This is a genomic window from Mesorhizobium sp. J428 (genome assembly GCF_024699925.1).
Lineage (GTDB): Bacteria > Pseudomonadota > Alphaproteobacteria > Rhizobiales > Rhizobiaceae > Mesorhizobium_A.
Map to the genome: position 1 here is coordinate 4519850 of NZ_JAJOMX010000001.1, position 24266 is coordinate 4544115.

Consider the following 24266-nt stretch of genomic DNA (forward strand, 5'->3'; position numbering starts at 1 on the left):
AGACTTTCCGGACAGCGTTGGTGCGCGATGGTTGGCCCTAGCGCGCCCGCGCGTTTAGCATCAGTAGGCCCGGAATCACAAGGATTGAGGGATATGACGGCAATCTGTGCGATCGGGCTGATGAGCGGCACGTCGATGGACGGCATCGACCTCGCGGTCGTGGCGAGCGACGGCGCGGATCTCGTCGAACGCGGCCCGGCGCATTTCGTGCCCTACGAGGCCGCCTTCCGGCGGCGCATCGAGGCCTCGCTGGAAGACGCGAAGTCGATCGGGGAGAGAACGGAGCGGCCCGGCGGCCTTGCCGCGCTCGAACGGGAGATCACGCTCCGCCATGCCGCGGCCGTGGAGGCGTTCCGGTCCAGCTTGGCCGGGCGATGGGCCGACGTGGCGCTGATCGGCTTCCATGGCCAGACGGTGCTGCACAGACCCGAGCGCGGACTGACGGTGCAGCTTGGCGACGGCGAGCTGCTTGCCGATCGCACCGGCCTGCCGGTCGTCCACGACATGCGCGCCAACGACATGCTGCACGGCGGGCAGGGCGCGCCGCTGGTGCCCGCCTATCACGCCGCGCTCGCCCGCTCGCTGCCGCCGGATCTCCGCGAGAAGCTGCCCGTAGCCTTTGTCAATATCGGCGGCATCTCGAACGTCACCTGGGTGCCGGGGGAGGGCGATCCAGTAGCCTTCGATTCCGGGCCGGGCAATGCGCTGATCGACCAGTGGGTCGCGAGGGAGGGCGGGCTGCCCTTCGACGAGAACGGAATGATCGCGAGCGAAGGGGGCGTCGTGCAGGCGGTGGTCGAGGCCTATCTCGCGAGCCCGTTCTTCTCGCGCCCGGCGCCGAAGTCGCTCGACCGCAACGACTTCGCGCTCGACAAGGTGCCGGGTCTGGAACTGGCCGACGGCGCGCGCACGCTCGCAGCGGTGTCGGCCGAAGCCATCCTGCGCGCGGCGGACCACATGCCAGCGGTCCCGAAACTGTGGATCATCTGCGGCGGCGGCCGAAAGAACCCGCATATCGTCGGCGACCTGCGCCGCGGCACGGAGCGTGAGGGCGGGATGGTCATCCTCGCCGAGGATGCGGGATTGAACGGCGACGCGATGGAGGCCGAGGCGTGGGCCTATCTCGCCATACGCGCAAGGCACGGCCTGCCGCTGACATTCCCGACGACCACGGGCTGCCGCTTGCCCGTGACCGGCGGTGCGCTGAGCCTGCCGTTCGAAACGTCAGGCGCTGTTAAGCGCTAGTTACTTCTTGGCGGCGGCCTTCGCCTTCGCCGGGGCCTTTGCCTTGGCCGGCGCCTTCGCCTTCACGGCGGCGGGCTTGGCAGCAGCGGCAGGCTTGGCCGCGGCCTTCGGCGCAGCGGCGGCCTTTGCCGGCTTGGCGGCAGCCTTCGGTGCCGCTGCCTTGGCCGCAGGCTTCGCCGCGGCCTTCTTGGCGGTCGCCTCTACTGTCTCGACCGGCGCGTCGCCGACGTTCTTCTTGATCGACTCGATGGTCTTCAATGCCGAGGCCTTGGCCTTGTAGCTTTCGGACGTAAAGACGATCTCGCCATTGGCCGCACGAAACCGGAAGCGCGTCTCACCTTTTTTGTCCTTGTAGACTTCGAACTTGCTCACTGTAGGGTCCCCCTCGTTTGGAGCGGTGATTCGTTCACCGGCAAAAAGTGACACTTAGTCACTCCCCTGTCGAGCAATGCCGTTGTTGCGGCGCACACAGAAGAACAGGCTGGAAGCACTTCCTCCTTCCAGCCTGTTCTTGGCGATGCTGCTGTGAGCTGCTTAGCGCAGCCGCTTCGGCCGTGGGTCGGCGAGTTCGCCCGCGAGCCGGCGGTCGAGATAGTCCGAGCATTCCTCGATCAGCACGTCGGCGTCGTTCGAGAAGAAATGGTTCGCGCCCGGGATGGTCTTCTGCGTGATCGTGATGCCCTTCTGCGTGTGCAGCTTGTCGACGAGGCCCTGCACATCCTTGGGCGGCGCGACCTTGTCGGCGTCGCCGTGGATGATCAGGCCCGACGACGGGCAGGGGGCCAGGAACGAGAAGTCGTAGATGTTCGGCTGCGGCGCGACCGAGATGAAGCCCTCGACCTCGGGCCGGCGCATCAGGAGTTGCATGCCGATCCAGGCGCCGAAGGAGTAGCCGGCGACCCAGCAGCTCTTCGAATCCGGATGCAGCGACTGCACCCAGTCGAGTGCTGCGGCCGCATCCGACAGCTCGCCGGAACCGTGGTCGAACTCGCCCTGGCTGCGGCCGATGCCTCGGAAGTTGAAGCGGAGCGTGGTGAAGCTGCGCTTCTGGAACATGTAGAACAGGTCGTAGACGATCTTGTTGTTCATCGTGCCGCCGAACTGCGGATGTGGATGCAGAACGATGGCGATCGGGGCGTTCTTTTCCGTCGAGGGCTGATAACGTCCTTCGAGGCGGCCGGCGGGGCCGTTGAAAATCACTTCAGGCATATATACTCCAACTGTCGCTCCGGCTGTACGGCTCGACCTTCACGGGTTCCGGCTTGACGCCGGGGCGGGCAGCCTAATAACCAGTTTAGAATTGTTCAAAACTGGGCTAGGATGTCCGCTCGTTCGACGGGCTAGATAGGACGTCCGCCCTTTGAAATTCAAGGAAATTGCGCGGCGGTCGGTCGATTGCCGCTGAAGGAGCGAACCGGCGCACCATGGCGGCCAGACGCAGCTATCTCGACCACAATGCAAGCGCGCCGCTCAGCGACGCCGCGCGCGCGGCGATGGTCGGAGCGCTGGAGATCGACGCCAATCCGTCCTCGGTCCATTCACAGGGCCGGGAGGCGCGGCGCCTGGTCGAGGCCGCCCGTCGCGACGTGGCGGCACTTGTCGGCGCCGATCCCGCCAATGTCGTCTTCACGTCGGGTGCGACCGAGGGCGCGTCCTGGTTGCTGACGCCCAACTGGCGCATGGGCCGCGCGCCGTTGCATGTCTCCAGGCTGATCGTCTGCGCCGCCGACCATCCGGCGACGCTGAACGGCGGCCGTTTCGCGCAGGAGGCGGTCACGCGCATCGGCGTCGATGCCGACGGCATCCTTCGCTTGGACGAGCTTGCATCGGAGCTGGAGCGGCACGACCGCGCCGCCGGCCAGGTCATGGTCGCGATCCATCTCGCCAACAACGAGACGGGCGTGGTGCAGCCGGTGGCGCAGATCGCGGCCATCGTGCGCGCGGCCGGCGGTATCCTGGTGCTGGACGCCGTGCAGGCCGCGGGCCGCATTCGGCTCGACATCTCCGACGGTTGCGCGGATTTCCTGATTCTCTCCTCCCACAAGATCGGCGGCCCAAAGGGCGCAGGCGCGGTCGTCTCGGCCGGAGGCGTGCTGATGCCGGAGCCGCTGATCAGGGGTGGCGGACAGGAACACGGCCACCGCGCCGGCACCGAGAACGTGGCGGCAATCGCCGGCTTCGGCGCGGCCACCCGGGAGGCGGCGGCTCTGCTGCCCGAGATGGACCAGGTTGCTGCCCTGCGCGACCGCTTCGAGGCCGAGATCCTGGCGCATGTGCCCGATGCGGTGATCTTCGGCCGTGCCGCGCCGCGGCTGCCGAACACGACCTTCTTCGCCATTCCCGGCCTCAAGGCCGAGACCGCGCAGATCGCCTTCGATCTCGAAGGCGTCGCCCTTTCCGCCGGCTCGGCCTGCTCGTCGGGCAAGGTCGGACCGAGCCACGTGCTTGCGGCGATGGGCCAAGGCGCGTATGGCGGCGCGCTTCGGGTGTCGATCGGCCGCGGCACGACGCAGGAGGATCTGGTCCTGTTTGCGCAGGCGCTGCGCAAGCTGGCCGCGAGGAAGGCCGTGAAGGCCGCGTAATGCGCCGCGGGCATACCGGCCTTGTCGAGATGGGCCTGTATTTTCCGCGCAAAGACACTAAATGAGGCGTGCGCCGAGAGGTGTCGCCAGGTTTGAAAACGGTCGGGCCTTGAACCCGACATGGATGGAGAACGCTGATGCCTGCTGTGCAGGAGACCATCGAGCAGGTCCGCAACATCGATGTGGACCAGTACAAATACGGATTCGAGTCCTTCATCGAGATGGACAAGGCACCCAAAGGCCTGTCCGAGGACACGATCCGGTTCATTTCCGCCAAGAAGGGCGAGCCCGAGTGGATGCTGGAATGGCGCCTCGGCGCCTATCGCCGCTGGCTGACGCTCGAGGAGCCGACCTGGGCGCGCGTCCACTATCCGAAGATCGACTTCCAGGACATCTATTACTACGCCGCGCCGAAGAACCAGTCCGGCCCGCGTTCGCTGGAGGATGTCGATCCGGAGATTCTCAAGGTCTACGAGAAGCTCGGTATCCCGCTCAAGGAGCAGGAGATTCTCGCCGGCGTCCAGAAGCCCGCCGAGGACGGCGAGGCCAGCGACAATGTCTACAAGTCCGGCCGCGTCGCGGTGGATGCGGTGTTCGATTCCGTCTCGGTGGTGACCACCTTCAAGGAAGAACTCGCCAAGGCCGGCGTGCTGTTCATGTCGATCTCCGAGGCGATCCGCGAACATCCGGAGCTGGTGAAGAAGTATCTCGGCTCGGTCGTGCCGACGACGGACAACTACTATGCGACGCTGAACTCGGCAGTGTTCACCGACGGGTCGTTCGTGTTCGTGCCCAAGGGCGTGCGCTGCCCGATGGAGCTGTCGACCTATTTCCGCATCAACGAGAAGAACACCGGCCAGTTCGAGCTGCGCTGATCATCGCCGAGGAGGGGGCCTATGTGTCCTACCTCGAAGGCTGCACGGCGCCGCAGCGCGACGAGAACCAGCTCCATGCCGCAGTGGTCGAACTGGTGGCGCTCGACGATGCCGAGATCAAGTATTCTACGGTGCAGAATTGGTTCCCCGGCGACAAGGACGGCAAGGGCGGCATCTACAACTTCGTCACCAAGCGCGGCGATTGCCGCGGCGCGCGCTCGAAGATCTCGTGGACGCAGGTCGAGACCGGCTCGGCGATCACCTGGAAGTATCCGTCCTGCATCCTGCGCGGCGACGATTCGCGCGGCGAGTTCTATTCGATCGCCGTCTCGAACGGCCACCAGCAGATCGACAGCGGCACCAAGATGATCCATCTCGGCAAGAACACGTCGAGCCGCATCATCTCGAAGGGCATCTCGGCCGGCAAGTCAAACAACACCTATCGCGGCCAGGTGTCGGTGAACCGCCGCGCCACGAACGCCCGCAACTTCACCAACTGTGACTCGCTCTTGATCGGCAACGACTGCGGCGCGCACACCGTGCCCTATATCGAGGTGAAGAACGCCAGCGCCCAGGTGGAGCACGAGGCGACGACCTCGAAGATCTCCGAGGACCAGAAGTTCTACGTGATGCAGCGCGGCATCCCCGAAGAGGAGGCGATCGCACTGATCGTCAACGGCTTCGTCAAGGACGTGATCCAGGAACTGCCGATGGAATTCGCCGTCGAGGCGCAGAAGCTGATCGGCATCAGCCTGGAGGGGAGTGTGGGATAGCCATGCCGCGCCAGCTGCCGCCCGATATCTGGTTTGTCCGTTCCAACGGTGGCTCCGGCTCTTACCCGGTAACGCCGGAGGGGTGGCGCCTTACGCGGCGGTTTCTGACGGGTCTGATCGGCTGGGGCATCGCGGCTGGATTGTTGGCAACGGTCGGAGCGGTCTGGGGACCGTCGTGGCTCGTGGTCGCTTCGGCCCTTCTTTTCGCGGCCGGAGCGGCGCTCTCGGCCTGGCAGTTCATCGACGCGGCGCGCAAGCACACCGACTACGCGCTGACCTACTCCGATTACATGAAAGACGACCGGAATGCTTGAGATCAAGAACCTTCATGCCCGTATCGCCGAGAGTGGCATCGAGATCATCCGTGGATTGAACCTCACCGTACAGGACGGCGAGGTCGCGGCCATCATGGGGCCGAACGGGTCGGGCAAGTCGACGCTGTCCTATATCATCGCCGGCCGCGACGACTACGAGGTCACCGAGGGCGACATCCTCTACAACGGCGAGTCGATCCTGGAGATGGACCCGGCCGAGCGGGCCGCGAAGGGCGTGTTCCTCGCCTTCCAGTATCCGATGGAGATACCGGGCGTCGCGACGATGGAGTTCCTCAAGGTCGCGATGAACTCGCAGCGCAAGGCGCGCGGCGAAGCGGAACTTAAGGTGCCGGAATTCATCAAGCGCGTGAAGGAAGAGGCGGCCAGCCTCGACATCGACTTCGCGATGCTCAAGCGCCCGCTCAATGTCGGTTTCTCCGGCGGTGAAAAGAAGCGTGCCGAGATCCTGCAGATGAAGCTGCTGCAGCCGTCGCTCTGCGTGCTGGACGAGACGGATTCGGGCCTCGACATCGACGCGCTGAAAATCGTCGCCGACGGCGTCAACGCGCTGCGCTCGCCCGACCGTTCCGTCGTCGTCATCACCCACTACCAGCGCCTGCTTGACCTGATCGTGCCGGACACGGTGCACGTGCTCTACAAGGGCCAGGTCATCAAGTCGGGCGAGAAGGAACTGGCGCTGGAGCTCGAGAAGAACGGCTATGCCGGCCTGATCGGCGAGGCGGCGTGAGGTCGAGATGAACATCCATTCCACCCCGAAGCTGACGGCGGCCGAGACGGCGCTGGTCGACGCCTTCGGCGAGCGTCTCTCGGACCTGCCGGGCGATGCCGCGGTCGCGGTCAAGCGCGACGACGCTGTCGAGGCGCTGAAGGCGGGCCTGCCGACGCGCCGCATCGAGGCCTGGCACTACACCGACCTACGCCGCCTGCTGACGACCGTTCCGGGCTACGATCCGACGCTCGCCGCGCGCGCCAGGCCTGCACTGCTTGCCGGCTCCACCGTGTTGCCGGTGCTCAACGGCGTCGCCGGCGCGGCCGCGAAGGCCGAAGGCGTCTCCGTGTCGAGGCTCGTCGACAAGTTGCTCGACGGCTCGTTCGCTCCGGCGCTCGGCGCGCAGGAGGACGCTGACGCGGTCGGCTCGCTGAACACCGCATTCGTCGCCGACGGCTGGTTCATCGACATCGCGGCTGGCGCGGAGGTTCCCGGTCCGATCGAGATCCAGAACGTGCAGGCCGGCGGCCAGACGCACAGCCGCTTCCCGGTGCGCGTGGGCGAGGGCGCCAAGGCGACGATCGTCGAGCGCCAGACGGGCGAGGGCGACGCGCTGGTGAGCTCCATCAGCCATCTGACGCTGGCCAAGGATGCGGAACTCATCTGGATCATCGTTCAGGACCACCCGGAAGGCGCCACGCATTTCGGCCAGTTCAATGCCGAACTGGCGGAAGGCGCGAAGCTGACATTGTTCATCATGAACGCCGGCTCGAAACTCGTCCGCCAGGAGGTGCGCGTGCGCATGCCGGGCGAGGGCAGCGACTTCCAGCTGCGCGGCATCAACCTGTTGACCGGCGACACGCATTGCGACGTGACGATGATGCTCGACCACCTGGCCGAGAACACCACCTCGACAGAGATCGTGCGCAATGTCGCCAACGGCACTGCCAAGGGCGTGTTCCAGGGCCAGATCCGCGTGGCGAAGCAAGCGCAGAAGACCGATGCGCGCATGGCCTGCAACACGCTGCTTCTGTCGGACGAGGCCGAGTTCTCGACCAAGCCGGAGCTGGAGATCTTCGCCGACGACGTCGCCTGCGGCCATGGCGCCACCGTCACCGAGATCGACCGCAACCACCTGTTCTACCTGATGGCGCGCGGCATCGAAGAGAAGACGGCGCGGGGACTGCTGGTGAAGGCCTTCGTCGCCGAGATCATCGAGGAACTGGAGGACGAGCCGACCGTCGAGGTGCTGGAAGGCCTGCTCGACGCGTGGTTCGCCGCGCACGTCTAGATGGACCAGATCGTCACGCCCGGACCCTATGACGTCGAGGCGATCCGCCGCGACTTTCCGATCCTGTCGCGCGAAGTCTACGGCAAGCCGCTTGTCTATCTCGATAACGGCGCCTCGGCGCAGAAGCCCCAGGTGGTGCTCGACGCCATCCAGCACGCCTATTCGCAGGAATATGCCAACGTCCACCGCGGCCTGCATTTCCTTTCGAATGCGGCGACCGACGCCTACGAGAAGGCGCGCGAGACGGTTCGGCGCTTCCTGAACGCGCCGTCGACGGATAATATCGTCTTCACCAAGAACACGACCGAGGCGATCAACACCGTCGCCTATGGCTGGGGCATGCCGAACATCGGCGAAGGCGACGAGATCGTCGTCTCGATCATGGAGCACCACTCCAACATCGTGCCGTGGCATTTCATCCGCGAGCGGCAGGGCGCCAAGCTGGTCTGGGCGCCGGTGGACGACGAGGGCGTGTTCCATATCGAGGATTTCGAAAAGTGCCTGACGGCGCGGACGAAGCTCGTTGCCATCACGCAGATGTCGAACGCTCTTGGCACCGTCACACCGATCAAGGAAATCGTCCGGATCGCGCATGAGCGCGGCATCCCGGTGCTGGTCGACGGCAGCCAGTCGGCCGTCCATATGCCCATCGACGTGCAGGATCTCGGCTGCGACTGGTTCGTCATGACCGGGCACAAGCTCTACGGCCCCTCCGGCATCGGCGTGCTCTACGGCAGGAAAGAGCGGCTGGAGGCGATGCGGCCCTTCCAGGGCGGCGGCGAGATGATCTTCGACGTGACCGAGGACATGGTCACCTACAACGACCCGCCGCACCGCTTCGAGGCCGGCACGCCGCCGATCGTCCAGGCGATCGGGCTGGGCGTTGCGCTCGACTATATGCAGGGTGTGGGACGCGACCGCATCGCCGCGCACGAGGCGGACCTGAAGACCTACGCCCACGAGCGCCTGTCGCGCATCAATTCACTGCGCATCTTCGGCAATGCGCCGGGCAAGGGGGCAATCGTGTCCTTCGAGCTGCAGGGCATCCATGCGCACGACGTGTCGATGGTGATCGACCGCTCTGGCGTGGCAGTGCGCGCGGGCACACATTGCGCGCAGCCGCTCTTGAAACGGTTCGGCGTCACCTCCACGTGCAGAGCGTCGTTCGGCATGTATAATACGCGTGCCGAGGTCGACGCCTTGGCGGAGGCGCTGGAAAAGGCGCGGAAATTCTTCGGGTGAAGCCATGAACGAGACAGTGGCAGCAGACGAGATCACGGCCGCCTCGGCCATACCGGCGGAGGAGCTGGCGCGGCTCACGGACGACATCGTCTCGGCGCTGAAGACCGTCTACGATCCCGAGATCCCGGCCGACATCTACGAGCTCGGCCTGGTCTACAAGATCGACATCGAGGACGACCGTTCGGTGAAGATAGACATGACGCTGACAGCACCCGGCTGTCCGGTGGCCGGTGAGATGCCGGGCTGGGTCGAAAACGCCGTCGGCGCCGTCGAAGGTGTGTCGGGCGTCGACGTCAAGATGGTGTTCGACCCGCCGTGGACGCCGGACCGCATGTCCGAAGAGGCACAGGTCGCAGTGGGCTGGTACTGAGACGGCGCCGGGCCGAGACTGTGCCGTCCCTATGCCGATGAGGTCCGCTAGGCCCGATCCCTTGCATTTCATTCGCGCGAACCTGCCGCTGACCGCGGTGCCCTCGCGACCCGACATCCGGCTTCATCTCGCGACCCCGTCGAGCGGCTTATCGCGGTTGCTCGGAGAGGTCTCCCCGTCTCCTTACTGGGCGTTCTGCTGGGGCGGCGGCCTGGCGATCGCGCGCCATCTTCTGGACCATCCCGACCTTGTCCGCGGCGAACGCGTGCTGGATTTCGGCTCCGGTTCCGGCCTTGTAGCGATCGCTGCGGCGAAGGCGGGCGCGCGCCAGGTGATTGCGGCGGAAATCGACCCGCTCGGTGCTGCGGCCATATCGCTCAACGCGGATGCGAATGGTGTGGCCCTAGATATTATCGGGGACGATCTTGTCGATGCTGCACTTCCCGACATCGACGTCGTGCTGGCCGGCGACACGTTCTACGACGCGGCATTGGGCGCACGCGCAACGGGCTTCCTCGGCCGCTGCCTCGATGCAGGGGCGCGTATCCTGGTCGGCGATCCAGGCCGGCCCCATCTGCCGCTGCAACGCCTGCGCGAACTTGCCCGCTATCCGGTCGGCGATTTCGGCGACGGCGTGTCATCGATCGCGCCGGGGGTCGTCTATGCTTTTGGGCGCCTCGAGGCGGGCGAGGGGGCTTCGCGCGACGGATAGCGGCACATGCCACAATTCGGCCGTTGTCGGTATCCGATCTGGCGGGATGAAGCAGGACAGTCGATCACGCCTCAATTGCCCGTTGGCTCTCTCGCACCTTTCCTCGGTGCCGTGTGGTGCATGTCGGCGCGACGCGCTGATTCGTCTTTGACCGATGCGGGCGGCGGTCCTGCCAGAGAGCCAGGACGGCTGGCGCAGCCCCGTCGCGTCCGTGGCGCTGCACCTGGTGGCCATCGCCCCGCTGGTCTTCGTCGCGCCCCGGCCGCAGGCTCCTCCGGACACTGAACCGTCCGTCTCGGTCGAGATCGTCGCTCCGCCGCGACGGACACTGCCAGAGGAAGCGCCGGCGCGCCCTTCGACGCCTGACAGAGCAGATGCTACGGGTCTGCCCGGCCGGAACCTCGAAGCGGCAATTCCCGACGTCCCGCCGCAGGCGCCTCGCGCGGGCTCCCAGGCACCGCCGATGGTGCGGGCCGAAAGAATGCTGTCGCAAAGTGTTCTGGCGGATCCTCGCAGTGGCGCCGCGAGACGCGAATTGCGATCGCTGGCAGTCGAGGAACGCGCGGTGCAGCTGTGCGGCATCGAGGCGATGGAACAGGTGCATGCGTGGAAGAAAGAACTCCTTCCCGAAGCGGTGGTCGCCTATGCCACGAAAGGCCTGAAGATCCGCGGCGGTTCGATCATCGCCGATGGTGCCGCGTTCTTCAGCGGAAGCGACTGGTATCGACTTCGCTTCGAGTGCGATGTCCGGGACGACAAAGTCGTCTCCTTCGCTTATTCGGCGGGTGATCCGATACCTCGATCGGAATGGGAGGCATATAGTCTCCCGGAACAGGTGCAGGACGACGACTAGAGGCTGCGCCCCAAGCGGTTTCGGGCTCGTTCGCTGTTGCACCGGGTGGGAATGTTCACCATCTTAGGCTATAGATTGATCATTCCGCAGGCCTTGAACCTGCCGAGAGTGGAGACTTTGGAATGGGCCGTTTTGCAATCATGACCATGACCGACGCTGCGGCGGAGCGGGTCAAGGAGATCGTCTCGTCGCGCGACAACGCCAGGGGTGTGCGCGTCGGGGTCAAGAAAGGCGGCTGCGCGGGCATGGAATATACGGTCGACCTCGTGACCGAGCCCAACGCCAAGGACGACCATATTGAGCGCGCAGGCGCCGATGTCTGGGTCGCGCCGGAGGCAGCACTTTATCTGCTCGGCACGGAGATGGACTTCGAGGTGACGACGCTGCGCACCGGCTTCACCTTCCGCAATCCGAACCAGAGCTCGGCCTGCGGCTGCGGCGAATCGGTGGAGCTCAAGCCCGCCGACCTCAAGGCGCTCGCCGAAGCCCGCGCCAACGCGGCCTGATCGATTTTCGGCCGCGCGCATCCAATCGCGCGCGGAGACGTTGCTGTCGACAATGAAGGAGACGGCCATGGCAGACATCAGCAGCATCAGAGAACATGCCGAGGTCATCGGCGCCGACGGGGGCACATGTCGGCACCGTCGATCATGTCGAGGGAAACCGCATCAAGCTGACGAAAGCCGACAGCGGCATGGGCTCTCATAAAGGCCATCATCACTATGTCCCGCTGGCGCTCGTCGCCGAGATCGAGGACGGCAAGGTGCGGCTGTCGGCCAATTCCGACGTCGCGGTCACCTTCGAAGAGGAGGCGGGCGGCGGCCCTGCCACCTGAGGCCTTTACGAGAATACGGGCGCGGACAGCCCGCCGTTTCCGGCCTCAATCGATCCATTCTCCGTTCCGCCGGTGCCAGTCTGCGATCGATTCCTCAGGATAGAGTTCGAAGCTCAGGTCGCCCTTGCGGATGTCCGGCTCGACCCAGCTCGCCTTGTATTTGAGCATCAGGTGGACGCTCGATTTCGGCACCGGCAGTTCGCTGTCGATGGCCGAGGCGAAGGGATGCACCAGGTCCGGCCACGTGGGGTCATAGAGCCAGAGCGCGGAGCCGCAAGCGCGACAGAAACGACGCTCGCCGGTCGAGATCTCACAATGCGGATGCTCGTCGTCATGGATCTCGGCCCTGTAGAGGCCGAGACGGCGAGCGCCCTTGACCTTCAGCGTCCGCGACAACGCGCCGAGATTGATCGCATATCCTCCGCCGCCCTGCTGCTTGCGGCAGATCGAGCAGTAGCAGCGCTGGTAGGGAACCGGCGTGTGGCTGTCGACCTCGAACGAGACGGCCCCGCATCTGCACGAGCCCTTCAACATCACCGGCATCGCTGCGCTCCTTTCAGCCTAACTCTCCCCGACAGAAGTAGCGGCTGTCCGTGACATGGCAAGCGGACTCGGCCATCATCAGCCGATGGACCAGGACCATCTGCGCGATCTCTTCGAAGGCGTCGAGCCGATCACGTTCCGACGCATGTTCGGCGGACTGGGCATCTATCGCGACGGCATCATCTTCGCCGTCGTGCTGCGCGACAAGCTGATGCTCAAAGGCGACGAGGAGGTGGCGGGCGATTACGAGGCGGCCGGGATGCAGCGCTGGCAATATGTCGGCACGCGGCACGGCAAGACGGTGGCGATGCCCTACTGGACCGCTCCCGACAGCGCCATGGATGATCCGGACGAGATGACAGGCTGGGCGCGCAAGGCGATCGAGGCGGCACGACGTGCCGCGGCGAAGGCCTAAAGCGCGTCGCGATCTTTCAGATTCGCTCCTTGCGCTTTAGGTTCTTGATTCCACGCATGTCTTTGTCCCGAAACCGGTTCCCACTTTCGGGAGACATGCTTTAGACCTTCGCCGACACCTTCATGAAGGCCGGCATGTCGTCGCCGAAGCCGATCGTGCCGTCATCGAGATCGTCGTCGCGGCGACGGGGGCGATCCTCTCCTGCGGGGCCGGTGTTCCTCCTCCCGGCGAGGGCGGTTGTCGTTGCGGGCCGGCTGCGGCTTGTGCTCCTCGCGCGGCCTGGGGGCCGGCTCGGATCTCTCGGCGCGGGGTGCCGGCATCGCTGCGCCCGGCATCTCGGCGACGGGCGCCGTCTCCATCGCTTCGTCCGGAACGTATTTCTCCATCCGCGCCGGCTCGCTCGGCAGCTTGCCGCTGCGGCCGCGCTCGCGCTTGTCGCCCGTGCGCGAACGGCTCGCCCGTTCCGGCTTGCCGCCGCGCGAGCGACGGGGCGAATCGTCTTCCGCGGATGCCACGACGGTCGACAGGTCGCCGTCGTGCCATTCGAGCTTCTGGCCGGTCAGCTTCTCGATCGCGTCGAGATATTTCTGGTCGGACTTGGTGACGATGGTGAACGCCTTGCCCGAGCGCCCGGCGCGGCCGGTGCGGCCGATACGGTGGACATAGTCTTCCGAGTGGATCGGGATGTCGTAGTTGAAGACGTGGCTGACGTCGGGGATGTCGAGGCCGCGCGCGGCGACGTCGGAGGCGACGAGCAGCTTCAGCTTGCCTTCGCGGAAGGCGGCGAGCATCGCCATGCGGGCCCGCTGGTCCATGTCGCCATGCAGTGCGCCGGCGTCGAACTCGTGGCGCGTCAGCGAGCGGTAGAGCTCGGCGACGTCGACCTTGCGATTGCAGAAGATGATCGCGTTCTTGATCTCCGGCTCTTCCTCGCGGATGATCCGGCGCAGCGTCTCCCGCTTGTCCCAGGCCTTGCTGCCGGACTTCACCAGGCGCTGAGTCACGGTCGCGGCGGTCGTGGCGGCCTTCGCGACCTCGACGCGCACCGGCGCCTGCAGGAATTTTTCCGTCAGCTTGGTGATCTCGGGCGGCATCGTGGCCGAGAAGAACAGCGTCTGCCGTGTGAACGGGATCATCTCGCAGATCTTCTCGATGTCCGGGATGAAGCCCATGTCCAGCATGCGGTCGGCCTCGTCGATGACGAGGATTTCCACGCCGGTCAGAAGCAGCTTGCCACGCTCGCGATGGTCGAGCAGGCGTCCTGGCGTCGCGATCAGCACGTCGGCGCCGCGCTCCAGCTTCTTCTCCTGCTCGTCGAATGAGACGCCGCCGATCAGCAACGCGATGTTGAGCTTGTGGTTCTTGCCGTATTTGACGAAGTTTTCCTCGACCTGCGCGGCGAGTTCGCGCGTCGGTTCGAGGATCAGCGTGCGCGGCATGCGAGCGCGAGCGCGGCCCTTTTCAAGCCGGGTGATCATCGGCAGCACGAAGGCGGCGGTCTTGCCGGTGCCGGTCTGGGCAATGCCGAGGATGTCCTTGCCCTGGAGGGCGTGGGGAATGGCGCCGGCCTGGATCGGCGTCGGCTTGGTATATCCGGCGTCGGTGACGGCGGAGAGGACCTTTGGCGAGAGACCGAGGTCTGCAAAGGTAAGCGCTTCTTGCGCGGTCTGGTTGTCTGATGACACGGTGTCGGTTGTCTTCGGCTTCGGGTGGCGAGGGCCTCTTGGCTGCTCGCGGGCCGGACTTGCGGGATGCCCGCCGTCCTTGGATCAGCAATGCGGTTACGTTGCGACGCAGCAAATGTCAACAGAATCGGCGGCTTCGACGTTCCGATTCAAGCATATGGCGGAATTTTCGGCGATTTACCCTAACGGCAGCTCTTCTCAGTAGCGAAACTGCTCCGCCAGGATGCGATCGTCCCATGAATGGCTGGCGTCGAACAGGATCGTCGCCGTCGTGTCGGGCGCCTCGCGCACGGTGACGCTTGCGACCGACTTGACCTCGACATTGTCCGCCACCGCGTTGACCGGCCGCTTGTCGATCTCGAGAATCTCGAAGCGCACCACCGACCTGTTGGGAAGTAGCGCGCCGCGCCAGCGACGCGGCCGGAACGGGCTGACGGGAGTGAGCGCGAGCAGGGGAGCGTCGAGCGGCAGGATGGGTCCGTGGGCCGACAGGTTGTAGGCGGTTGAGCCGGCGGGCGTGGCCACCATCACGCCGTCGCAGACCAGATCCTCCAGCTGCTCGCGCCCGTCGACGAGGATTCGCAGCTTCGCCGCCTGGTAGGACTGGCGGAAGAGCGAGACCTCGTTGATCGCGAGCGCTGTGCGGGTCTCGCCGTTCTCCTCCACCGCCTGCATCTCAAGCGGACGGATCGTCTCGGCGATGGCGGCGGCCACGCGTTCGCGCAGGTTGTCCTCGGCATATTCGTTCATCAGGAAGCCGACCGTGCCGCGGTTCATGCCGTAGACGCGCTTGCCGGAGTTCATCGTGTCACGCAGCGTCTGCAGCATGAAGCCGTCGCCGCCCAGCGCCACGACGACCGTCGCCTCGCTCAAATCGGTCTGGCCGTAGAGTGCGGCGAGCCGCGCGGCCGATTCCTTCGCGCCCGGCGTGTCGGCGGCAACGAAGGCGAAGCTGTCGAGTTGTGGTGTGGACATGCGGCGGCAGGCTCCTCGATTTTCGCGTAGCATGCGAGATCATCCATGCAAAGCGAGGCGGGGCGGATCGCGCCGAAGGAGGACGGGATGAAGATCGACGGTTCATGCCATTGCGGCGCGATCGCCTACGAGGCCGACATCGACCCGGCGCGGGTGCGGATCTGTCATTGCACCGACTGCCAGGTTCTCTCTGGCACGGCCTTCCGGATTACGGCTCCCGCCCGCGAGCAGGATTTCCGCCTCCTGCGCGGCGAGCCGGCGCAATATGTGAAGACGGCCGAGAGCGGGCGGGCGCGAATCCAGACCTTCTGCCGCGACTGCGGCGCGCCGCTCTACGCGACCTCGACAGGCGAGGGGCCGCGCATCTTCGGCATCAGGGCGGGCACGATCCGCCAGCGGCGAGAGCTGACGCCGCTACGCCAGTTCTGGCATCGCTCGGCGCTGCTCTGGCTGCCCGACATCGATTGTGCGGAGGCGTTCGAGACGGAGTGACTTCGTGGTTTTCTCCCGCGAGAAAATTTGCTAACGCAGCCGCGTGCCCTTGTAGCTCAGCGGTAGAGCAGCGGTTTTGTAAACCGAAGGTCGCGGGTTCAATCCCTGCCGGGGGCACCAGAAGTCCAGCAATGAAAACAGGTCGTTGACTGTTCGCTGGTGAATTTTGCCTGCCGTCGAACTGGCTTCGAAAGGGCTTACGCAGCCCTCAAGCAAACCTGCACGCGTGTAGCGCGCTGGTGGGCGATGTCGAAAAGTCCACCATTCTCTCACGTTCGGCACAGATCGAAGCGCCATCGGGCCAAGCGCCGAAGGCGCAAGTGAACCATGCGGCAAGCGGGCCGCACGGATGTGGCGATCAGCGTCGCAAGATGTGGTTTGTTGGTTTTCAAAACTACAGCGCCGGGTTGTGAATTCGCCAGAAACGATCTCGGCGCACGTCATTATCACGAAAACGTGAAGAGAAAAGATTTGTGCCTAAATGTGGTGCAGAAGGCCGAAATAGCGCAGATATCTTGGGTTTTCGTTCTAAGACGCGTTCTTCAGGCTTTGCGTGGAGACCATAGAGGTCATTTCCTGGGCAGAATTATCTGCCAGTCCGAAGGTAAGACGGCCCAACGTGCCTTTCCCTTGCGGATTTGGGATTGTCAACATTGTGCTTCTCATTAAGCTCCTCATCCGCGTGAGCCGCATGGCCATTAAAAACAATGGGGAACAGCATGAGCGAAGCATCGAGACGCGATTTCCTGAAAGGGGCGGCGGCGCTCGGCGCCGGCGCCGGGCTGATGTCAATCAATCCCAACTTCTTCGTGTCGCCAGCAGCGGCGCAAGAAGGAAAGACCCTGGTCTTCCTGTCTGCCGAGAACATCACCGGCAACTGGGACACGACCGCCCACACGACGTTGTCGCAGGGCAACATCCAGGGATTTGTGATGGGCTATCTCACGCGCACGCCGATGCGGGTCGAGAACCCCGACGAAGTGATCTACGAACTTGCGACCAGCCTGAAGCTCATCGATCCGAACACGCTCGAGATCAAGCTGCGTGAGGGCATCAAGTTCCACGACGGCAAGCCGTTCAAGGCCGAGGACGTCAAGGCGACGTTCGAATACGGTTCGCGTCCTGATCGTCCGGCGCAGTGGTATCCTGGCCCGACCGAGACGCTGACGATCACAACGCCCGACGACTACACGGTGATTGTGGACACCTCAAAGGGTGGCTATCCGGCGCACCTCTTCATGTTCCTTGCCGCCTACCTTCCGATCCTTTCCGCGAACGACGTCGCTGGCGGCCCGACCGGCCCGCTGTCGCAGCGCCTCAACGGCACGGGCCCGTTCAAGTTCGTCGGCCAAAAGGGCAACAGCACCGTCATGGAGGCCAATCCGGACTATTTCCTCGGTGCGCCGAAGATCCCGGGCATCAACTTCAACTTCGTCGGCGACTCCACGACCCGCATGCTGTCGCTCATGAACGGTCAGGCGACCATCGTCGAGCGCCTCGAGCCGGAGCAGGTGGCGACCGTCCAGGCGAATGAGAAGATCGCGATCAGCAGCGTTGTGTCTGTCGAGAACAAGTATCTCTGGTTCCGCTGCTCCAAGCCGCCCTTCGACAACCCGCTGGTTCGCATGGCCGCTTGCCATGCCATCGATCGCGAGCAGATCCTCGCCGTCCTTGGCGATGCCGGCTATCCGTCGAACAACTACGTGTCGCCAGTGAAGTTCGCCTATGTCGACCTGGAGAACTACCCGAAATACGATCCTGAAAAGTGCCAGGCGCTCCTGGCGGAGGCCGGTTTCCCGAAGGGCGAGGGGCTGCCGGAACTCGAATACATCACCTCGACCGGCTTCTATCCGAAGACGAAGGAATATGGCGAGGTGCTCACCGCCATGTTGCAGGAGCAGGGCTTCCCCGTGACGCTCTCCGTCCTGGAGGTGGCTGCGTGGAACGAGCGCCTCTACGATCGTCCGGGCGGTGGTCCCGGCCATATGGTCGATTGCGGCTGGTCGACCGGTTCGCCGGAGCCGGACCTTGTCCTGCGCACACATTTCCACTCTTCGTCGAAGCGTATCACCGGCGTCGTCGATGCCGAGATCGACGCCTCGCTCGACAAGGAGCGCAGTGCGCCGACGCTGGAGGAGCGCAAGGCGATCCTGCAGACCGAGACGATGCCGTTGCTCGCCTCGAAGGTGCCGGCGCTGTCCCTGTTCACCTCGGTGATGATCCACGCGATGGATAAGTCGCTGACAGGCATGTTCATCTATCCCGACGGATCGATGGACGCGTCAAAGGGCGTCTTCGCCTGACCTTAATCGGCCGGGTTCGTTTGAATCCGGCCCCGACTGGGCAGGGCATCACCTTGCCCGTCCGCCTGTAAGGCTGCGGCGCCGCTTCTGGCGCCGCTACCGACGCGGAAGGAAATGGCATGTTCATCCTGAGTTTCCTCGTTCGACGTCTGCTCCAGGGCGCGTTGATCATCTTCCTGGTGACGCTGCTCATCTTCACGCTGTTGCGCGTGGTCCCGGGCGATCCGGTGCGCATGATGGCCGGCGGCATGGCGCCCGAGGCGCTGATTGAGCAGATCGCCACCGAGATGGGCCTGCGCGATCCGATCCTCGTGCAGTTCGGCCGCTACATGGGCAACGTGATCCAGGGCGATCTCGGCCAGTCCTTCGTCCGACCGGCAAGCGGCGCGGCAACGGGCGGCTCGGGCTTTGCCGATGCCTCGCGAAGCGACCGTGCCGAGGTATTGACGCTGATCGGCGACACCCTGCCGATGACGCTGCAACTGGCGGCGCTGTCCGTGTTCTTCGCGCTGGTGTTTTCACTGCTGGTCGGGATACCGGGGGGACTGGCGCCCAACCGATGGCCCGACCGCGTCGCGTTCTACATCTCGTCGATCTTCATCTCGCTGCCCAATTTCTGGCTGGGCATCGTGCTGGCGCTGCTGTTCTCGGTGAAGCTCGGCTGGCTCCCGGCGATCGGCTATCAGGGCTTCGCCTATACGATCCTGCCCGCGCTCGTGTTGGCGGTCGAACTGGCCCCGGTGCTCATCCGCAACCTGACCGGATCGCTAGCCGCAGTCATGCAGAGCCCCTTCATTTCGGTCGGCCGCGTGAGAGGGCTGGGGCGCCAGCGCATCATCTACGGCCACGCCCTTCGGAATGCCTCCGTGCCGCTGCTCAATCTGCTGGGCATCCAGATCAGCGGCCTGCTCGGCGGCGTGCTGATCGTCGAGTTCATTTTCGACTATCCCGGCCTTGGCCTGCTCACGGTCAACGCCGTCATGCAGCGCGACTTTCCGCTCATCCAGGGGATCGCGATCGTGACCAGCGCCATCTTCGTCATCATCAATATCGTGGTCGATCTCCTCGCCACCATGATCGATCCGAGACTGGAATACTGATGAGCGTTGCAGAGACTGAAATCCCGATTGCCGCGCCCAGCCAGGCCGCACAGGGCCGGGCCACGTCCGTGTCGCGCCGCATTTGGCGCGCTGCCTTCGCCTCGATCGAGTTCCGCATCGGCCTCGTCCTGTTTGTCATCCTGGTTGCCGCCGCACTCTTCTATCCGACGCTTTCGGGCATCGATCCGACCAAGATGAACGTCGCCGGCCGGCTTCAGGCGCCCTGGTTCGCTGGAGACAAATGGAACTGGGCCGCCCCGTTGGGCACCGATCAGATCGGCCGCGACATGCTGGTGCGCAGTCTCGTCGGCCTGCGCTACTCGCTGCTGATAGGCTTCTCGACCGTTGTGCTGATGCTTGCGGTCGGCTGCTCGATCGGCATTGTCGCCGGCTACTACGGCGGCAAGATCGATCTGGTCCTGATGCGCATCACCGACGCCCAGCTGTCGATCCCGATGATCATCCTTGCCATCACCGTGCTCGGCGTGTCGCGGCCGACCATTCCGGCGATCATCCTGGTGCTCGGCCTGTCGAGTTGGCCCGTCTATGCCCGCGTCACCCGCAGCGTGGTGCTGACCGAGCGCAAGCAGGAATATGTGCGGGCCGCACAGGTCAGCGGCGCCTCCGATTTCCGCATCATGGCACTGCTTCTTGCGCCGCTCATCCTGCCGCCGGTCATCTTCATCTCGGTGCTCGACGTGGCGCGCATGATGATCTTCGAGTCCATCCTTGGCTTCATCGGGCTCGGTGTGCAGCCCCCCACGCCGACATTCGGCAACATCATCGCCGACGGGCGAAAATACCTGCTCAACGCGTGGTGGATCGCCACCATGCCCGGCGTCTTCCTGTGCCTGACGCTGACCAGCGTGAACCTTATGGGTGCTTCGCTGGAGCGTGCCCGAAATCGCGTCTACGGAGGCGTCTGATGAATGCCACTCCCGTACTGTCCGTCCGCGATCTTGGTGTTCAGCTGCGAACCGAAGACGGTAGCCGCTCGGTCATCTCCGACGTGAGTTTCGATCTCGCGCCGCGTCAGATCGTCGGCATCATCGGCGCCAGCGGCTCAGGCAAGACCGTTCTGTCGAAGGCGCTGGTCAACTGGATCGACCCGCCTCTAGCCATCACCTCCGGTTCGGTGACCTTCCGCAACCAGAACATCCTTGAACTGCCAGCGGGGCGCATGCGCGCGCTGCGAAGAGAGATAGCCTATGTTGGCGCCAACCCGATGGGCGCCCTGGATCCGACGCTGCCGGTCGGGGCGCAGATCGTCGAGAAAATCCGCGCAACCGTGCCCGAGCTTGGCGTTGCCGAGGCGCGGCAACGCGTCATCGACCTGCTTGGTGCAGTGCGCATTCCCTCGCCCGGGCAGCGTTTCCATGAATATCCGTCGCAGTTCAGCGGCGGCATGATGCAACGCGCGCTGATCGTCGATGCGCTTGCCACCAACCCTGCCTTCCTGGTCGCCGACAATGTCACACAGCCCCTGGACGTGACGGTCGCCGCGCAGGTTATGCGCCTGATGCGCGAACTGACCGAGCGCTTCGACACGGCGGTCGTCTTCGTGTCTTCGTCGCTGCCGATCCTCAGCGAATCCGCGGACCAGATCCTGGTCCTGGCCGACGGACGCATCGTCGAGCATCAGGAGCCGAAGCAGCTCGCGGCGGCGCCGCAGCATCGCTACACGGCGCAGCTGATTTCCGAGATACCGCAGATCTGGACGGACAAGGCGCCCAGGGTCGAGAGTACGCCGCGAAACGGCGATCCCGTGATCAGTATTCAGGACGCGACACGGACCTACCGCGTGCGCAAGCGCGGCACCTTTGCCAGCTACAGCGACGTGCGCGCGGTGCGTAACGTCACCTTCGACGTATTCCCGGGCGAGAGCTTCGGCATCGTCGGCGAATCCGGATGCGGAAAGTCCACGCTGATGCGCCTGCTCAGCCGGCTGGAGTCGCCGGACAGCGGCAAGGTGATCTGCGACGGGCAGGATATCGGGCGCCTCGGGCGTGCCGAGATGCTGAAGTTCCGCCGCAACTTCCAGCTTGTCCTCCAGGACCCGTTCAACTCGCTGCCGCCGCGCACCGCGATCGGCGCGATCATCGAAGGGCCGCTGAAGGTGCATGGGATGCGCGATGCGAAGAAGCGGCGCGAAAGGGTGTTGAGCGTCATGGCCGAAGTCGGCCTGCCGGCCTCGCTTTACGATGAGTTGCCGCTGGGTCTGAGCGCCGGCCAGCGCCAGCGCGTCAATGTCGCCCGCGCGATGGTGCTGGAACCGAAGGTCCTCGTCATGGACGAAACCCTTTCGGCTCTCGATCAGACGGAGCAGTTCAAGCTGCTCAAGCTGTTTTCCGAGCTGCAGGCCAGACACGGCCTTACCTACATCTTCATCTCTCACGACATGGCCATGGTGCGCCGGGTCTGCAACCGCGTTGCGGTCATGTATCTCGGCGAGGTGGTCGAGATAGCCGACAACACCAAGCTGTTCTTCGACCCGGGTCATCCCTACACGAAGGCGCTCCTGAGCGCGATCCCGACGCTGGAGGAGCGCCGCTACAAGCCCGAGGACTGCCTGCTTGAGGGCGAGCCGCCAAGCCCGATCGACCTGCCGCCGGGCTGCAGCTTTGCCAGCCGGTGCCCAAAGGCGTTCGAACGCTGCCAGGCCGAGAGCCCGCAATTGACGGCCGACGGCAAGGCCGGACTGGCCGCGTGCTTTCTCGTGCCCAGCTATCCCGCCAAGGCAAGAGCAGCCGCTTGAGCCCATGCCTGCCGTTGTCGCGACCATGCCTGTATACGTCGGCCATCGACCGGAAGACGGAGACTCGACTGTGCATCTGGAGGGCGCAAGGACGGCGCTTCGGGGGGTAATCATAGCCGGGATTGGAGTGTTGGCATGATCGAGGCGGAGGAACGTCTAGACCATATGCGCGCGCTGCTGGACCGGCATGGCCGTGTGCATGTAAGCGATCTGGCGACCCACTTCCATGTGAGCAAGGAAACGGTTCGGCGCGACTTGAAGCAACTCGAACTCGCCGGCGAGGCGCGCTGCGTCTACGGCGGTGCGGTGAAGCCGACGCGCGACGGTGACGAGCCGATCGCCGACCGGATGCGCGTCAACGGGCGGGAAAAGGCCCGGATCGGTGCCGAGGCTGCCAAGCTTCTGCGGCGTGACATCAAGATATTCGTCGATGCCGGCACGACGACGCTGGCATTCGCCCGTCATTTGAAGGACTGGCCCGACATTGCCGTCTACACCAACTCGCTCGATATCGTGGAACTGCTCTGCGGCTTCGGGGCGCGGAACGTCACGGCGGTCGGCGGTCAGGTGTCGCCGCGTTACAGGGCGTTCATGGGGTCCGACCCACTGCTTTTCGTGGCGAACCATCTCTTCGACATCGCCTTCGTCAGCATCGTCGCGGTCGACTACGAACTCGGCTTCATGGACCTCGGCGCCGATGAAGCCCACCTGCGGCGCCAGCTGCGCAAGCATTCGCGCCAGTGCGTCATGCTGGCGGACAGCAGCAAGTTCGGACGGCAGGGTTCGATCCGAACCTACGACCTCGCCGATGTCGACGTGCTGGTCACCGATGCGCCGGTCCGACCCGACTTCGCCGCCAAACTCGATAAGGCCAACGTGAAGGTGCATTATGCTTGAATCCGTGCGGAAAACCGCTGCTCGTCCCGTGGTGGATGGCGAAGCGCATAACAGGCTTATGCAGGAGGTGTCGGCCTTCGGTGGCGGGCCGGACGGCGCGATGACCCGCCTGACGCTGTCGAAGGAAGATGGACAGGCGCGCGACTGGCTTGCCGAGTGGATGCGAAAGGCTGGCCTTCGCGTCGAGGTCGACGCAATCGGCAACATGTATGGCTTCCTCGATTGGGCAGGGCCCGATGCGCCTGCGATCATGACCGGCTCCCACATCGACAGTCAGCCGAACGGCGGTCGCTTCGACGGCGCCTATGGCGTGATCGCTGCCTGCAGTGCGGTGGAGGCGATCCAGAAGGCTGTGGCGGAGACCGGGGTTCGGCCGAAGGCAAACTTCATCATCGTCAACTGGACCAACGAGGAAGGCGCGCGCTTCCAGCCCAGCTTGTTGGGCAGCGGCGTCAATTCGGGCGAACACACGCTCGAATTCGCGTTGAGCCGTAAGGATGGCAATGGCGTCAGCGTTGCCGAGGCCCTAAGGGCGATCGGCTATGACGGCAGCTATGGCAAGGTCATTCCCGATGCGCTGATCGAACTGCATATCGAGGGCGGCCCAACTCTTGAGAAATCGGGAAAGCGATTTGCCGCCATCGACCGGTACTGGGGGGCCACCAAATATCGCGTCGCCTTCGTCGGGCGTCAGGCCCATACCGGGCCGACTCCCATGGCGGAGCGCCGCGACGCGTTGCTGGGCGCGGCTTACCTCATCGCCGACATTCGGGCGATTGCCGACGAGGCCGGCGTCGAGCTGCACACATCTGTTGGCCGGCTGGAAGTCTATCCGAATTCACCCAACGTGGTCCCGGCGGAGGCGGTGCTCTCGATCGAACTGCGCTCGGCCGATCCGCAGATACTTGAAGCGGCCGAGGAGAAGCTGAAAGCGCGCATCGCGACCGCGGCCGGGCGGGCCGGGATACAGGCGGAGATTCGTCAGATCGATCGCCGCAAGGCCGGCGCGCTCGACGCCGGACTGTACAAGCTCGCCGAGGAGGTCGCGGCCGCTTTTGGCGAGGAGACAGCATGGCTGGACTCGATCGGCGGGCACGACTCGATCAGCATGGCGGCCGTCACCAAGGCCATTGTCATCAATGTGCCAAGTGTCGGCGGGGTCATCCACCATCCGAACGAGTTCACCACGCCGGAGGACCGGGTCTTCGGTGTCGAGGTTCTGACGGCAATGCTGTGGCGCTTCTGCGTCGATGGCAACGTGCTTGAAGTCTGAGGGACA

At 64.7% G+C, this 24266-nt stretch carries 23 protein-coding genes, 1 tRNA gene and 2 pseudogenes; 21 read left to right on the forward strand and 5 right to left on the reverse strand.

The genetic code is table 11. The features are described from left to right. Window positions 1–93: 93 nt before the first annotated feature. Window positions 94–1245: an anhydro-N-acetylmuramic acid kinase gene (locus LRS09_RS22720; protein WP_257809258.1), complete on the forward strand. Its 1152-nt coding sequence runs from the start codon at window positions 94–96 to the stop codon at window positions 1243–1245. Here the strand turns inward: LRS09_RS22720 and LRS09_RS22725 are convergent, their stop codons facing one another. Next, window positions 1246–1617: a DUF1508 domain-containing protein gene (locus LRS09_RS22725; protein WP_257809259.1), complete on the reverse strand. Its 372-nt coding sequence runs from the start codon at window positions 1615–1617 to the stop codon at window positions 1246–1248. Between the two features lie 162 nt (window positions 1618–1779). Next, window positions 1780–2454, reverse strand: a complete 675-nt coding sequence (locus LRS09_RS22730) for an alpha/beta hydrolase (protein ID WP_085465134.1) — start codon at window positions 2452–2454, stop codon at window positions 1780–1782. 215 nt (window positions 2455–2669) lie between these two features. On the opposite strand from LRS09_RS22730, the gene LRS09_RS22735 reads away from it, so the two are divergent. The 11 genes and pseudogenes from LRS09_RS22735 to LRS09_RS22785 all read left to right on the forward strand — a co-directional run bounded on the left by LRS09_RS22735 (window position 2670) and on the right by LRS09_RS22785 (window position 11822). Next, on the forward strand, window positions 2670–3827 hold the full coding sequence (locus LRS09_RS22735) for a cysteine desulfurase family protein (RefSeq protein WP_257809260.1): 1158 nt from the start codon (window positions 2670–2672) through the stop codon (window positions 3825–3827). A 137-nt stretch (window positions 3828–3964) separates the two neighbouring features. Continuing rightward, window positions 3965–5475, forward strand: a pseudogene (gene sufB, locus LRS09_RS22740) (Fe-S cluster assembly protein SufB). Window positions 5476–5477: 2 nt separating this feature from the next. Then, window positions 5478–5789 carry a hypothetical protein gene (locus LRS09_RS22745; RefSeq protein WP_257809261.1) on the forward strand — a complete coding sequence of 104 codons (312 nt, stop codon included), beginning with the start codon at window positions 5478–5480 and terminating at the stop codon, window positions 5787–5789. Further along, the gene (gene sufC, locus LRS09_RS22750; protein WP_257809262.1) at window positions 5782–6537 is read left to right on the forward strand and encodes a Fe-S cluster assembly ATPase SufC; all 756 of its coding nucleotides are present in this window, start codon (window positions 5782–5784) and stop codon (window positions 6535–6537) included. The genes LRS09_RS22745 and sufC overlap by 8 nt, the downstream gene beginning before the upstream one ends. Before the next feature lie 7 nt (window positions 6538–6544). After that, window positions 6545–7810: a Fe-S cluster assembly protein SufD gene (gene sufD / locus LRS09_RS22755; RefSeq protein WP_257809263.1), complete on the forward strand. Its 1266-nt coding sequence runs from the start codon at window positions 6545–6547 to the stop codon at window positions 7808–7810. After that, window positions 7811–9052, forward strand: a complete 1242-nt coding sequence (locus tag LRS09_RS22760) for a cysteine desulfurase (RefSeq protein ID WP_257809264.1) — start codon at window positions 7811–7813, stop codon at window positions 9050–9052. Window positions 9053–9056: 4 nt separating this feature from the next. After that, window positions 9057–9422, forward strand: coding sequence for an SUF system Fe-S cluster assembly protein (locus LRS09_RS22765; protein ID WP_085465140.1), 366 nt, complete (start codon window positions 9057–9059; stop codon window positions 9420–9422). 61 nt (window positions 9423–9483) lie between these two features. After that, the gene (locus tag LRS09_RS22770; protein ID WP_257809265.1) at window positions 9484–10134 is read left to right on the forward strand and encodes a methyltransferase; all 651 of its coding nucleotides are present in this window, start codon (window positions 9484–9486) and stop codon (window positions 10132–10134) included. Between the two features lie 154 nt (window positions 10135–10288). Further along, a complete protein-coding gene (locus LRS09_RS22775; protein WP_257809266.1) occupies window positions 10289–10987 on the forward strand; it encodes a DUF930 domain-containing protein in 699 nt (232 codons plus the stop codon). 122 nt (window positions 10988–11109) lie between these two features. Next, window positions 11110–11493 (forward strand): Fe-S cluster assembly scaffold SufA, encoded by a 384-nt coding sequence (sufA, locus tag LRS09_RS22780; RefSeq protein ID WP_085465144.1) that lies wholly within the window; start codon window positions 11110–11112, stop codon window positions 11491–11493. Between the two features lie 67 nt (window positions 11494–11560). Beyond that, window positions 11561–11822: pseudogene (locus LRS09_RS22785) on the forward strand (DUF2171 domain-containing protein). A gap of 45 nt (window positions 11823–11867) precedes the next feature. Here LRS09_RS22785 and LRS09_RS22790 read toward each other — a convergent pair. After that, window positions 11868–12365, reverse strand: a complete 498-nt coding sequence (locus LRS09_RS22790; RefSeq protein WP_257809267.1) for a GFA family protein — start codon at window positions 12363–12365, stop codon at window positions 11868–11870. Between the two features lie 55 nt (window positions 12366–12420). Here LRS09_RS22790 and LRS09_RS22795 point away from each other — a divergent pair, with 55 nt between their 5' ends. Beyond that, window positions 12421–12780 (forward strand): TfoX/Sxy family protein, encoded by a 360-nt coding sequence (locus LRS09_RS22795; RefSeq protein ID WP_374684874.1) that lies wholly within the window; start codon window positions 12421–12423, stop codon window positions 12778–12780. A 161-nt stretch (window positions 12781–12941) separates the two neighbouring features. Here LRS09_RS22795 and LRS09_RS22800 read toward each other — a convergent pair whose 3' ends face one another. Both LRS09_RS22800 and LRS09_RS22805 read right to left on the reverse strand, forming a co-directional pair. Continuing rightward, the gene (locus LRS09_RS22800; RefSeq protein ID WP_374684875.1) at window positions 12942–14465 is read right to left on the reverse strand and encodes a DEAD/DEAH box helicase; all 1524 of its coding nucleotides are present in this window, start codon (window positions 14463–14465) and stop codon (window positions 12942–12944) included. Between the two features lie 198 nt (window positions 14466–14663). Continuing rightward, the gene (locus LRS09_RS22805) at window positions 14664–15440 is read right to left on the reverse strand and encodes an NAD kinase (RefSeq protein ID WP_257809268.1); all 777 of its coding nucleotides are present in this window, start codon (window positions 15438–15440) and stop codon (window positions 14664–14666) included. Between the two features lie 87 nt (window positions 15441–15527). On the opposite strand from LRS09_RS22805, the gene LRS09_RS22810 reads away from it, so the two are divergent. The 8 genes from LRS09_RS22810 to LRS09_RS22845 all read left to right on the forward strand — a co-directional run bounded on the left by LRS09_RS22810 (window position 15528) and on the right by LRS09_RS22845 (window position 24260). After that, entirely contained in the window at window positions 15528–15932 is a 405-nt protein-coding gene (locus tag LRS09_RS22810) for a GFA family protein (protein WP_257810291.1), read from the forward strand. 45 nt (window positions 15933–15977) lie between these two features. After that, window positions 15978–16052: transfer RNA gene (locus LRS09_RS22815), tRNA-Thr, on the forward strand. 599 nt (window positions 16053–16651) lie between these two features. Then, window positions 16652–18235: an ABC transporter substrate-binding protein gene (locus LRS09_RS22820; RefSeq protein WP_257809269.1), complete on the forward strand. Its 1584-nt coding sequence runs from the start codon at window positions 16652–16654 to the stop codon at window positions 18233–18235. A gap of 119 nt (window positions 18236–18354) precedes the next feature. Continuing rightward, window positions 18355–19335, forward strand: a complete 981-nt coding sequence (locus LRS09_RS22825) for an ABC transporter permease (RefSeq protein ID WP_257809270.1) — start codon at window positions 18355–18357, stop codon at window positions 19333–19335. Continuing rightward, window positions 19335–20261, forward strand: a complete 927-nt coding sequence (locus LRS09_RS22830; RefSeq protein WP_257809271.1) for an ABC transporter permease — start codon at window positions 19335–19337, stop codon at window positions 20259–20261. Before LRS09_RS22825 ends, LRS09_RS22830 begins: the two co-directional genes overlap by 1 nt. Beyond that, window positions 20261–22090: an ABC transporter ATP-binding protein gene (locus LRS09_RS22835; RefSeq protein WP_257809272.1), complete on the forward strand. Its 1830-nt coding sequence runs from the start codon at window positions 20261–20263 to the stop codon at window positions 22088–22090. The genes LRS09_RS22830 and LRS09_RS22835 overlap by 1 nt, the downstream gene beginning before the upstream one ends. A 135-nt stretch (window positions 22091–22225) precedes the next feature. Further along, on the forward strand, window positions 22226–22987 hold the full coding sequence (locus LRS09_RS22840) for a DeoR/GlpR family DNA-binding transcription regulator (protein ID WP_257809273.1): 762 nt from the start codon (window positions 22226–22228) through the stop codon (window positions 22985–22987). Next, entirely contained in the window at window positions 22980–24260 is a 1281-nt protein-coding gene (locus tag LRS09_RS22845) for a Zn-dependent hydrolase (RefSeq protein ID WP_257809274.1), read from the forward strand. The genes LRS09_RS22840 and LRS09_RS22845 overlap by 8 nt, the downstream gene beginning before the upstream one ends. Window positions 24261–24266 lie beyond the last annotated feature (6 nt).

What these genes read in the sequence shown, in the direction of transcription:
- LRS09_RS22735 (WP_257809260.1), top strand. Translation starts at nt 2,670, where the DNA reads ATGGCGGCCAGACGCAGCTATCTCGACCACAATGCAAGCGCGCCGCTC.
- LRS09_RS22720 (WP_257809258.1), top strand. Translation starts at nt 94, where the DNA reads ATGACGGCAATCTGTGCGATCGGGCTGATGAGCGGCACGTCGATGGAC.
- LRS09_RS22830 (WP_257809271.1), top strand. Translation starts at nt 19,335, where the DNA reads ATGAGCGTTGCAGAGACTGAAATCCCGATTGCCGCGCCCAGCCAGGCC.
- LRS09_RS22835 (WP_257809272.1), top strand. Translation starts at nt 20,261, where the DNA reads ATGAATGCCACTCCCGTACTGTCCGTCCGCGATCTTGGTGTTCAGCTG.
- LRS09_RS22805 (WP_257809268.1), bottom strand. Translation starts at nt 15,440, where the DNA reads ATGTCCACACCACAACTCGACAGCTTCGCCTTCGTTGCCGCCGACACG.
- LRS09_RS22745 (WP_257809261.1), top strand. Translation starts at nt 5,478, where the DNA reads ATGCCGCGCCAGCTGCCGCCCGATATCTGGTTTGTCCGTTCCAACGGT.
- sufC (WP_257809262.1), top strand. Translation starts at nt 5,782, where the DNA reads ATGCTTGAGATCAAGAACCTTCATGCCCGTATCGCCGAGAGTGGCATC.
- sufD (WP_257809263.1), top strand. Translation starts at nt 6,545, where the DNA reads ATGAACATCCATTCCACCCCGAAGCTGACGGCGGCCGAGACGGCGCTG.
- LRS09_RS22790 (WP_257809267.1), bottom strand. Translation starts at nt 12,365, where the DNA reads ATGCCGGTGATGTTGAAGGGCTCGTGCAGATGCGGGGCCGTCTCGTTC.
- LRS09_RS22820 (WP_257809269.1), top strand. Translation starts at nt 16,652, where the DNA reads ATGAGCGAAGCATCGAGACGCGATTTCCTGAAAGGGGCGGCGGCGCTC.
- LRS09_RS22840 (WP_257809273.1), top strand. Translation starts at nt 22,226, where the DNA reads ATGATCGAGGCGGAGGAACGTCTAGACCATATGCGCGCGCTGCTGGAC.
- LRS09_RS22775 (WP_257809266.1), top strand. Translation starts at nt 10,289, where the DNA reads ATGCGGGCGGCGGTCCTGCCAGAGAGCCAGGACGGCTGGCGCAGCCCC.
- LRS09_RS22825 (WP_257809270.1), top strand. Translation starts at nt 18,355, where the DNA reads ATGTTCATCCTGAGTTTCCTCGTTCGACGTCTGCTCCAGGGCGCGTTG.
- sufA (WP_085465144.1), top strand. Translation starts at nt 11,110, where the DNA reads ATGGGCCGTTTTGCAATCATGACCATGACCGACGCTGCGGCGGAGCGG.
- LRS09_RS22810 (WP_257810291.1), top strand. Translation starts at nt 15,528, where the DNA reads ATGAAGATCGACGGTTCATGCCATTGCGGCGCGATCGCCTACGAGGCC.
- LRS09_RS22760 (WP_257809264.1), top strand. Translation starts at nt 7,811, where the DNA reads ATGGACCAGATCGTCACGCCCGGACCCTATGACGTCGAGGCGATCCGC.
- LRS09_RS22845 (WP_257809274.1), top strand. Translation starts at nt 22,980, where the DNA reads ATGCTTGAATCCGTGCGGAAAACCGCTGCTCGTCCCGTGGTGGATGGC.
- LRS09_RS22765 (WP_085465140.1), top strand. Translation starts at nt 9,057, where the DNA reads ATGAACGAGACAGTGGCAGCAGACGAGATCACGGCCGCCTCGGCCATA.
- LRS09_RS22730 (WP_085465134.1), bottom strand. Translation starts at nt 2,454, where the DNA reads ATGCCTGAAGTGATTTTCAACGGCCCCGCCGGCCGCCTCGAAGGACGT.
- LRS09_RS22795 (WP_374684874.1), top strand. Translation starts at nt 12,421, where the DNA reads ATGGCAAGCGGACTCGGCCATCATCAGCCGATGGACCAGGACCATCTG.